Annotated in this window: 10 protein-coding genes, 1 pseudogene and 1 CRISPR repeat array; of the genes and pseudogenes, 7 read left to right on the forward strand and 4 right to left on the reverse strand. The window is 33.0% G+C overall.

Features of this window, described 5'->3' with window-relative positions; genetic code table 11:
• The 7 genes and pseudogenes from METFODRAFT_RS11970 to METFODRAFT_RS08295 all read left to right on the forward strand — a co-directional run.
• Positions 1-151 (forward strand): annotated as a pseudogene (locus tag METFODRAFT_RS11970) (IS701 family transposase); the annotation flags it as partial.
• Positions 152-230: 79 nt separating this feature from the next.
• Positions 231-1391 (forward strand): signal recognition particle-docking protein FtsY, encoded by a 1161-nt coding sequence (gene ftsY, locus METFODRAFT_RS08275; RefSeq protein WP_048115789.1) that lies wholly within the window; start codon positions 231-233, stop codon positions 1389-1391.
• Between the two features lie 139 nt (positions 1392-1530).
• Complete coding sequence (pscS, locus tag METFODRAFT_RS08280) at positions 1531-2673, forward strand: O-phospho-L-seryl-tRNA:Cys-tRNA synthase (protein WP_007045142.1); 1143 nt, start codon at positions 1531-1533, stop codon at positions 2671-2673.
• Between the two features lie 56 nt (positions 2674-2729).
• Complete coding sequence (locus METFODRAFT_RS08285; protein ID WP_007045143.1) at positions 2730-3581, forward strand: ATP-binding protein; 852 nt, start codon at positions 2730-2732, stop codon at positions 3579-3581.
• Between the two features lie 12 nt (positions 3582-3593).
• Complete coding sequence (locus tag METFODRAFT_RS11805; RefSeq protein ID WP_342626867.1) at positions 3594-3821, forward strand: hypothetical protein; 228 nt, start codon at positions 3594-3596, stop codon at positions 3819-3821.
• 39 nt (positions 3822-3860) lie between these two features.
• The gene (sepS, locus tag METFODRAFT_RS08290; protein WP_007045145.1) at positions 3861-5477 is read left to right on the forward strand and encodes an O-phosphoserine--tRNA ligase; all 1617 of its coding nucleotides are present in this window, start codon (positions 3861-3863) and stop codon (positions 5475-5477) included.
• Between the two features lie 103 nt (positions 5478-5580).
• Positions 5581-6042, forward strand: a complete 462-nt coding sequence (locus METFODRAFT_RS08295) for an FKBP-type peptidyl-prolyl cis-trans isomerase (protein ID WP_007045146.1) — start codon at positions 5581-5583, stop codon at positions 6040-6042.
• An 80-nt stretch (positions 6043-6122) separates the two neighbouring features.
• Here METFODRAFT_RS08295 and purM read toward each other — a convergent pair whose 3' ends face one another.
• The 4 genes from purM to METFODRAFT_RS08315 all read right to left on the reverse strand — a co-directional run bounded on the left by purM (position 6123) and on the right by METFODRAFT_RS08315 (position 10271).
• A complete protein-coding gene (purM, locus tag METFODRAFT_RS08300) occupies positions 6123-7148 on the reverse strand; it encodes a phosphoribosylformylglycinamidine cyclo-ligase (RefSeq protein ID WP_007045147.1) in 1026 nt (341 codons plus the stop codon).
• Between the two features lie 149 nt (positions 7149-7297).
• On the reverse strand, positions 7298-8779 hold the full coding sequence (gene tfrB / locus METFODRAFT_RS08305) for a fumarate reductase (CoM/CoB) subunit TfrB (RefSeq protein ID WP_007045148.1): 1482 nt from the start codon (positions 8777-8779) through the stop codon (positions 7298-7300).
• A 29-nt stretch (positions 8780-8808) separates the two neighbouring features.
• Positions 8809-9705 carry a calcium/sodium antiporter gene (locus METFODRAFT_RS08310; RefSeq protein ID WP_007045149.1) on the reverse strand — a complete coding sequence of 299 codons (897 nt, stop codon included), beginning with the start codon at positions 9703-9705 and terminating at the stop codon, positions 8809-8811.
• 383 nt (positions 9706-10088) lie between these two features.
• Positions 10089-10271 (reverse strand): hypothetical protein, encoded by a 183-nt coding sequence (locus METFODRAFT_RS08315; RefSeq protein ID WP_007045150.1) that lies wholly within the window; start codon positions 10269-10271, stop codon positions 10089-10091.
• 18 nt (positions 10272-10289) lie between these two features.
• A CRISPR array of direct repeats spans positions 10290-10765; the repeat unit is 35 nt; unit sequence TTCCATCCTTGTTTTAATGGACTAAGATTTCAAAC.
• Positions 10766-10779 lie beyond the last annotated feature (14 nt).

A 10779-nucleotide genomic window follows, 5' to 3' on the forward strand; every position in this document is an offset into this window, starting at 1 on the left:
ATTTCGTTAGCTATGAGGGCTTTCTTTATTTTAGAGAAAATTAGAATCGATAAAAGATTACTTGGTATGAGTTAGAAGAGAACTAAATCGAATAGCCGTTGGGAATGCCATAATCTCTTTATGTAAAGAAACTGGTTTATTGTTAATCTAAGTATTTAAATGTATTTGCGAAAGTCCTATATATATAATAAGGGTTTAAAGAGAATGTAAGGTTTTTAATGGTGACGGTTATGTTTGGGAAATTGAAGGAGAAATTGGGAAAAACGGTCTCAAAACTCACTGAAAAGATATATAAAAAGGGAGAAGCAAAAGAAGTAACTCCTGAAAAGGTAGAGAATGAAACCCAAATAATAAAGAGTGAAAAAGAACATGGTTTAAAATGCGATACTCTAGTCAAAGAGAAGGAAGAAAAAGAAAAAATAGAAGAAACTCCACAGAAGAAAGAAATTAGTTTCTTTGATAGGTTCAAAATTACAAAAACTATTAAAAAAGTTCTTAAAAAAGAAGTTGTTATTACAGAGGATGATATTGAGGATGTTTTAGAAGAGTTGGAGTTGGAATTGTTGGAGGCGGATGTTGCCTATGTTGTTGTTGAAAAAATTATTGAATCATTAAAAGACCAACTAATTGGAATGAAAATCTCTCCTAATGATGATCCAGGAGAAGTTACAATAAATGCATTAAAAAATGCCATAAGGGAAATTTTGTCCCAAGAAGTTATAGATGTTGAAGAAATTATTAAAGAAAAAAAGAAAAAAGGAGAACCTGCTGTCTTTGTATTTGTGGGAATTAATGGAACTGGAAAAACCACATCCATTGCAAAGTTGGCATATAAATTAAAAAATAAAGGTTATTCTGTTGTTTTAGCGGCGGGAGATACATTTAGAGCAGGAGCAATTGAGCAATTGGAGCAGCATGCAAAAAACGTCGGTGTTAGGGTTATAAAGCATCAGAAAGGGGCAGATAGTGCAGCAGTTATTTATGATGCTATACAGCATGCAAAGGCAAGGGGTATTGATGTTGTTTTAGCAGATACTGCAGGAAGGCAGGCGACAAATATCAACCTAATGGATGAAATGAAAAAGGTTGTTAGGGTTACAAAGCCAGATTTGGTTATATTTGTTGGTGATGCATTGGCTGGAAATGATGCAATTTATCAGGCGGAGGAATTTAATAACGCAGTGAATATTGATGGAGTTATCTTAACCAAGGTCGATGCAGATGCAAAAGGAGGATCTGCCTTATCTATCGCCTATGCCATTGGAAAACCAATTTTGTATTTGGGTGTTGGGCAGAGGTATGGGGATTTAATTGAATTTGATGTAGATTGGATGATTAATAAGCTGTTTGGTGAGGAAGAAGTTAAATTTTCAACGGAAAGGGAGTTCTAACTTACATCTAAATAATAATTTTTTATAGTCGTCTGTGAATGTTTATCATTATCTTAAATTTCATGAACGTTTAACAACAATCTTAATAATACAGGAAAAATTATGTTATATTAATTAAATTACAATAAAGGTGATTATTTTGAAGATTAATTTGGATAAATATAAGAATCTTACAAGGAACTTTGAAAGGGAAATTATAAACCTAAACCCAATCCAAAGAGGAGGAATACTACCAGTTGAAGCAAAAAAGGCAGTTTATGAGTTTTGGGATGGTTACAGTGTATGCGATTACTGCGGTGGGAGATTAGACCAGGTTTCTACGCCTCCAATATGTGAGTTTTTGGAGGACTTTTCAAAGTTTGTAAATTTGGACATCTCAAGACCTACACATGGAGCAAGAGAAGGAAAATTCATAGTTATGCATTCAATTTGTAATGAAGGGGATTATGTAGTTGTGGATGGGAATGCCCACTACACAACTTATGTTTCTGCTGAAAGGTCAAGATTGAATGTTGTAGATGTTGAAAGTGATGGATATCCAACATTTAGAATAAATCCAGAGAAATATAAAGAGGTTATTGATAATTTGGAGGATAAGGGTAAAAATATTGGCTTAATTTTATTAACTCACGTCGATGGGAATTTTGGGAATGTTGAAGATGCTAAAAAGGTTGGAAAGATAGCAAAAGAAAAGGGATATCCATTTTTATTGAACTGTGCTTACAGTGTTGGGAGAATGCCAGTAGATGGGAAAAAATTAAACGCTGACTTCATTGTAGCATCGGGGCATAAGAGTATGTCTGCATCAGGACCATGTGGTTTATTGGCATTTAAAGAAGAATTTGCGGAGAAGATATTAAAAACATCAGAGAAATTCCCAATAAAAGAAATTGAAATGCTTGGATGTACAAGTAGGGGATTGCCTATAGTTACATTAATGGCAAGTTTTCCACATGTAGTTGAGAGGGTAAAAAGATGGGATGAAGAGGTTAAAAAAACAAGGTATGTTGTTGATGAGTTGGAGAAAATTGGATTTAAGCAATTGGGGGTAAAACCAAAGGAACATGATTTAATTAAATTTGAAACACCAGTATTGGATGAAATTGCTAAAAAAGATAAAAGAAGGGGATTCTTCTTCTATGAAGAGTTAAAGAAAAGAGGTATTGGTGGAATTAGGAGGGGAGTAACAAAGGAAATTAAGATGAGCGTTTATGGCTTAACATGGGAGCAAGTGGAGTATGTTGTAAATGCCATTAAAGGGGTTGTTGAGACACATAAGTGATAATATTTTGATGATAATGCTTTATATGAAAATTAGGATTAAAATTGGTGATTTAAATGGAATTTTTTAATAGAGAGAAGGAAATAAAAGATTTAACTAACATCCTATCTTTTGAACCAAATTTAATTTATTTTATATATGGTCCAATAAATAGCGGAAAAACTGCCTTAATTAATGAAATCATCAAAAAATTACCAAACGACTATATAGTTTTTTATATTGATTTAAGAGCACATTTTATATCAAGATATGATGATTTTGTTAGGGTATTATTTAAAGCACACAAAACAGATATTGACGATGTTAAAGAATTTTTAAGGATTATTGTTCCTAAACTACCAAATGAGATTTTTGGTATTCCTATTCCAAAGGATTTACTAAATGAGTTGTTTAAGGATAAAAAATCAGACGATGTTTTTGAATATATTATTGATGTTTTTGAGGAATTGCAATTAATGGGGAAAAAACCAATCTTAATAATTGATGTCTTGGAAACCTTCGGTTTCCAAAATCTTTGTCGCTTCGCTCCAAAGAACTTACAAGTTATTGGGGACTTAAAGATTAATGGTTACTTAATTTATGAATTATTTAACTTCTTCATCAGTTTAACCAAACATAGACATTTGGCACATATTTTATGTTTAAGTTCTGATTCCTTATTTATTGATAAGGTTTATAATGAAGCGATGTTGCAAGATAGATGTAAATATTATTTAGTTGATGATTTTGATTATGAGACAACAAAGGAATTTTTAAAAAGACATGGTTTTAATGATGAAGAAACAGAGACCGTTTGGGAATACTTTGGAGGAAAACCAATAAAATTGATTGATATTATTCAAGAAAAAGCATTAGGTAGGGATGTTAAAGAATACTGCAAAAAATCTTTGATATTTAAAGTTAGATAGTTAAAAGATTTAATATATGCTTTGGAAGATGAAAATAATGACTTATTTAAAAATGTCTTTAAGTTATTTGAAAATTTTAAAAATAGGGATGAAATAGCATACAGAAAAATAACCGAAGAAATTGTATGGGCAGTTAAAAAGAATATACTATTTATTAATGTTGAAGAGGGAATTTTAAAGCCACAAAGTAAGTTGGATTTGTTGGCAATTAGGGAAATTCTAAAAGAAATTCTTCAATAAAAAACAATAAAAATAAAATAGGTATATAGGGGAGAAAACATGTTTGACAAAGAAAAAATTTTGGAAATGGCAAATAAGGATTTTGAGAAGGCCTGGAGAGAAACAAAGAAGTTGATAAAGAGAAAACATGTTGATTTAAGATATCCAAGGATAAAGCCCCATTATGGGAAACCGCATCCAGTAATGGAAACCATAGAGAAATTAAGGCAGGCATATTTGAGAATGGGATTTGAGGAGTATATAAACCCAGTAATTGTTGATGAACAAGACATCTACAAGCAATTTGGGCCAGAGGCAATGGCAGTTTTGGATAGATGCTTTTATTTGGCAGGATTGCCGAGACCTGATGTTGGTTTGAGTGAGAGTAAGGTGGAAGAAATAAGAAAATTAGGTATTGCCATTGATGAGGAGAAAAAAGAGAATTTAAGGAAGGTTTTGCATCAATACAAAAAGGGAACTATAGATGGGGATGATTTGGTTTTTGAGATTGCAAAGGCATTAAATACAAGCAATGAGATGGGTTTAAAGGTTTTAGAGGAGGTATTTCCAGAATTTAAAGATTTGAAGCCAGAGGCAACAACACTAACATTAAGGAGCCACATGACTTCTGGATGGTTTATAACTGTTGGAGAGTTAATAAAGAAAAAGCCCTTGCCATTTAAATTGTTCTCAATAGACAGGTGCTTTAGAAGAGAGCAGAGGGAAGATAAAAGCCATTTAATGACCTACCACTCTGCTTCATGTGTCGTTGTTGGGGAAGATGTGGATATCGATGATGGAAAAATTGTTGCAGAGGGGTTATTAAAGCAGTTTGGATTTACAAAATTCAAATTTAGGCCAGATGAAAAAAAGAGTAAATACTACACCCCAGAGACACAAACTGAAGTCTATGCCTACCACCCAAAACTAAATGAGTGGATTGAGGTTGCTACATTTGGTGTCTATTCACCAATTGCATTGGCAAAGTATGGCATAGATGTGCCAGTTATGAATTTAGGTTTGGGTGTTGAGAGGTTATCTATGATTATCTATGGATATGAGGATGTTAGGGAGATGGTCTATCCGCAATTCTATGATAATGTTTTGAGTGATAGGGAAATTGCAGGGATGATAAGAATTGACAAGTTGCCAATAACCAATGAACTCTATGCATTGACTGATGAACTTATTGATTTGTGTATAACAAATAAAGATAAGGACAGCCCATGCTCTGTTGAACTTAAAAAAGAAATCAGCTTTAACAAAACCAAAAAAACAATAAAAATAAAAATATTTGAAAATGAAGAGGGTAAGAAACTCCTCGGACCTTCAATACTAAATGAGGTTTATATTTATAACAGCAACATCTATGGAATCCCACAGAGTTTTGAAGGAGTTAAGAAGGAATATATGGATATTTTAAAGAAAGCAAAAGAAGAAGGTATCTCAACAGGAATAAGATATATAGATGGAATCTGTTATAAAATAACGGCAAAAATTGAAGAAATGCTTGTAACAAACCAAAAAAATGCTAAGGTAAGAGTTCCAATCGTCAGAAGTTTGAGTGATATAAACTTAAAGATAGATGAACTTGCATTAAAGCAAATTATGGGAAGAAATAGAGTTATTGACGTGAGAGGGCCAGTATTTTTAAGTGCTGAGATTGAAATTAAATAGGATCACAAAATATATATAATATAATAACAAAATTTTCGTATTATGTACTGGTGGTTCCACCAAAAGCAAACATATAAATCTAAAGGTAAAGGAGTTGATTTTTTTGATAAAAAAAGGCGATAAAGTTAAAGTACATTACGTTGGAAGACTTGTAAGTGGAGAAATATTTGATACATCAATGGAAGATGTGGCAAAAGAAGAAGGCATCTACAATCCTGAAAGGATTTATGAACCAATCGAATTTGTTGTTGGTGAAGGTGCCTTAATTGAAGGGTTTGAAGAAGCAGTTGTAGGTATGGACATTGGGGAGGAAAAAACTGTAACAATTCCTGCTGAGAAAGCATATGGGGAGAGAAATGAAATGCTTATTCAGAAGGTTCCTTTAGTTGCATTTGAAGGTGCAGATTTTGAGCCAGAAGAGGGTATGATGATACTTGCTGAAGGAATTCCTGCAAGGATTACCGAAGTTACGGATGAATATGTAACATTAGATTTCAATCATGAATTAGCAGGAGAAGATTTAGTATTCACAATTGTCGTTGTAGGTAAAGAAGATAACGAATAATCAGAGAGAATTTCATTTTTTTATTTTTATTTTTTTTATTTATTTCAATTAAAAACTTTAAAAATAATTTTGATGATATATTACCTAATAAATATTTCTTTTCTATTATACTTAACTATTACCTCATTTTTTGGCTCTTCCTCTATTCTTCCAATTACAAATGCGGAGATGTTGTAGGAATTTGCTATTTTAATAACCTTATCAGCATCCTCTTTATCAACAACAACACAAAATCCTATACCCATATTGAAGGTTTTAAACATCTCCTCATCAGAAACATTACCCAATCTTTGAATCTCTTTAAATATTGGCAAAATCTCTGGGAGGTTGTCAATGATATAGGCAACATTTTTATTCAATCTTCTCAACTTCCTAAATCCTCCTCCCGTTACATGTGCTAATCCCTTAACCTTAACTTTTTTAATCATCTCTAAAACTGGCTTTACATAAATCCTTGTTGGAGTTAATAATTCCTCTGCTATTGTTTTTCCGTGTGGAAGTTTATCATTTATATCCATCTTTGCAATTTCAAAGAATACCTTTCTTGCCAATGATAGCCCATTGCTGTGTATCCCACTACTCCTCAACCCAACAATAACATCTCCTGGTTTTATATCTTTTCCTGTGATTATTTGGTCTTTTTTGACAATGGCTAAAACAGTCCCAGCCAAATCAATGCCTTTAATCATATGTGGGAGTGTTGCCGTCTCTCCACCAACGATATTTATGTTTGCCTCCTTTGCACCTTCATTTAATCCTCTTCCAATTTGCTCTGCTATCTCCTCATTTATATCCTCAACTGCCAAATAATCAACCAACGCAACGGGCTCCGCTCCAATGCAGATAGCATCATTTACGTTCATTGCTATCATATCAATTGGAACTGTATCAAATTTTTTTGCCATCTCTGCAACAATCATCTTACTCCCAACTCCATCAGTGCAGAGGACTAAATAATAGTCCCCAAACTCAATAGCCCCTGCATAATGCCCTTCCAATTCTACTGGCTTTATATCCTCTCTTTTAAACGTTATCTGGGAAATTAATGCCCTTATAACCTTATCTTCTTTGTAGATGTCTACTCCTGCATCTTTGTATGTAACCATGTCCTCACCCTATTTTTGTTTTTTCTGCCAAATAAATTTAGTCGTTATTCTATTCCCCATAAAATTAAAAAGCGTAAATTAGATCTTATTTTCAAAAATTTATTTGACCGAATAAATGACAAAAATTCACAAACAACTATTACGTTGGATTATATAACTCTACTAAGCAAAGATGTGATATTCATAACTTCAATATCCTTTTCAATGTTATTCTCTTCCTTATATTTTTTTAAACTATCCCTTATATGGTACTCACAAAATGGACAAACGGTAATCAAATAATCTGCATTTGTGTCAAAAATCATCTTTGCCTTCCTTTTACCTAATGCATAAGCAACCTCCGGCTTTCCACTTCTAACTCCTCCACCAGCACCACAACACTGGTCTGGAATCTCCATTTCAACAAATTTTAGGTTTGGAATACTTTTTAATATCCTCCTTGGTTCATAATAAACTCCCTGTCCTCTCCTCAAATGACACGGATCGTGGTAGGTTACAGTTGCGTTTAATGGTTTATATTCAATCAATCCAACCTTATTCAGAATCTCTGTGATGTCCATAACCTTAAATTCTCTCTCTTTATAATCATTCTTTAATGTTGAACCACATCCAGCACACATCGTAACAACACACTCCACATCAAGGTTGTTGAAAATCTTCAAATTTTTCTTTTTTAATTTTTCAGCAATATCTGTTTGCCCAGTCCTTATAAATGGAGAACCACAACAAACTTGGTTTTTTGGAATAACTACAGAAACTCCATGTGCATTTAATACCTTTATCGCATCCATACCAACATTCTGCAACCTGTAATCAATTAAACATCCAGTAAAGAAGGCCACTCTTATCTTTTCATTTTCTACCAAATATTCTTCATTAACTTCATCTAATAAAGGAGTTTTATCTTTCTCAACCGACCTGTTGTATTTTAAAACATTCTCCCTCACTGTAAGATGATTCTTTAAATAATAGCCCTTTTTAAAACATAACTCTCTCAACTTTTCAATGGCACAATGGACAATCTCTATTTCCTTTGGGCAAACTTCAACACATTTTGCACAAGTTGTGCAGTTGTAGAGGTTTTCAAAATATGCTATCTTTTCCCTCTCCCATTCATCCCTAACATCAAATGCAAACCTTGCAAGTTGTCTCATGAATGTAGGTCCTGCATAGTCAGTAAATTTCCTAACAGGACATACTGATAAACAGGAGAGACAATCAATGCATCCCCTAACCTTTTTTACTTTGTTTATATCTTCTGGTTTAATAGTTTCTAAATCTTCTGGATATTCTTTTCTTTCAATGTAATTTCTCAAATTTGCCAATTTTTTGTAGTAAGGGGTTCTATCAACAACCAAATCCCTAATGACATCGAAATTTTTTAATGGCTCTATAATCATGCCATCTTCTACCTTTGTTTTGCATGCCAACCTTGGCTTTCCATTTATGCACATTGCACAACTTCCACATTGTCCTGCTCTACAAGAACTTCTAAAATAGATATTCGCATGGTAATTTTTGTTGATATATTCAAGTGCATTTAAGACAGCTATCCCTTTTGGAACCTCATATTCCTCAAATTCATCCTTATCTTTATTAAACCTCCTAACCTTAATTTTTACCATTTCCATGTTATTCCTCCGATTAAATACATGAAGTTTCAATTGAATAACGTGTATAGGAATATGCAATACATTATCAACAATAGAACGCCTTCTAATCTTCCAAGTTTTCTTCTCTTAGCAAACATTGCCAATAAAACTGCCATAAATAAAGTTATCCCCATCTCCAAATTTTGGGGAGGTAGGGGGGTTACAATTGCAGATAATCCCAACGCTACTCCAATATTTGCAACATTACTTCCCACAATATTTCCCAACACCATATTTCCAAGTTTCTTTTTTGCCGCTGCAATAGAAACTGCAAGTTCTGGAAGGGATGTTCCCAAAGCAACCAAGGTGAAACCAACAACCTTTTCAGAAACTCCCAAAGTTAAAGCAATATTCCTCGCTCCATTTACAAACATCTCACTTCCTAAAATAACTCCAACTAATCCAATAACAAGTAAGATCACAGCCCTTACATATGAAGTTTCTTCCACTTCATTCAGTTCCTCCTTTCCATTGTTTGTGGTGTATCTTAGATAGAGTGTAAACAAAAATACCAGTATAATCCCATCTACCCATGAGAATCCATAAATTCCTAAAACACATGCTATAATTAAAAACAAAACATACGCATATGTATTCTTTATCACAGAACTTTCTTTTATAACTATTGGAGAAAATATAAGACTCAATCCAAGGACTAATCCAACATTTGCAATACAACTTCCAATGGCGTTTCCAGTTGAAATCTCTGGAGAATTAATCCATGCAGCATAAACGGATGTTACTATTTCAGGAAGAGAAGTTCCAACTGCTATGATTGTGGCTCCAATGACAAAATCAGAAATCTTAAAAAATTTTGCCACTCTTGAACTTCCAACAATAAACCAATCACTACCATAAGAGAGTAGAATCAAACCAAAGATAAACAACAACACATCAATTATCATTTCCTATCACACAAATAAATTTTTAATTTCTTAATTTTAAAACATAAAATAAATATTTAACTATGTTTGTTTGTTAGACATTGAAAATCAACTTTAATAAATTTAATTTGTGTGTATTTATAAAATCCCATGTTTTAATGTATGGTTAATTCAAACTTAAAAGTTCATTAATGTGGTGTAGTATGGAAGTGTGAGATAAAAAAGAGATTATTCTCACTCTAAAAAATTTATTGGTTAAAAAATCTTAGATAATAAGATTACACATAAGACCCCTCCTGCAGATGCTAAAATAATTAGTGCTAAAATTTCCACTATCCCAATCTTATGGTTTTGGGAGTTGTTAGTTTCATTTGCAGTGTTTTGATTGTGAGTTAAGATTGGTGTTACGGTTTAACTCCTTGTTTATTTTCTTCAGTACTGTCTCTTACAATATTGGTTTTGGGTGTTTTTGCAGTGGGAGTTTTTACTATTGCTGGTTTAACCACACAAGCCTTTCCAACCGCTCCAAAAACCACATTAAAAACCAACAAAAACACAACAACAGAGATAATAATTCTCAATCTCATAAGTCATCCTCTAATAGTTTCCATCCTTGTTTTAATGGACTAAGATTTCAAACAAATTACAGTCGCAAACTTATTTGATGATTTTTGCAGTGATTCCATCCTTGTTTTAATGGACTAAGATTTCAAACTTGCCCAATAAAGATTCTTTTAATCCGTGCGGTATTACAAAGATTCCATCCTTGTTTTAATGGACTAAGATTTCAAACTATAATCCCGTATTTTTCAGAAAATCTGCTGTAAGTTTCCATCCTTGTTTTAATGGACTAAGATTTCAAACCTTTTCGAAGGCATTTAACAGATTCATGACATATTGGTTTCCATCCTTGTTTTAATGGACTAAGATTTCAAACCGCAATGAGAGAAGAGTTGGCAGAAGAGATGGGTTGTTTCCATCCTTGTTTTAATGGACTAAGATTTCAAACCGCAATGAGAGAAGAGTTGGCAGAAGAGATGGGTTGTTTCCATCCTTGTTTTAATGGACTAAGATTTCAAACCGCAATGAGAGAAG

The sequence above is a fragment of the Methanotorris formicicus Mc-S-70 genome (assembly GCF_000243455.1).
GTDB lineage: Archaea > AGJL01 > Methanococci > Methanococcales > Methanococcaceae > Methanotorris > Methanotorris formicicus.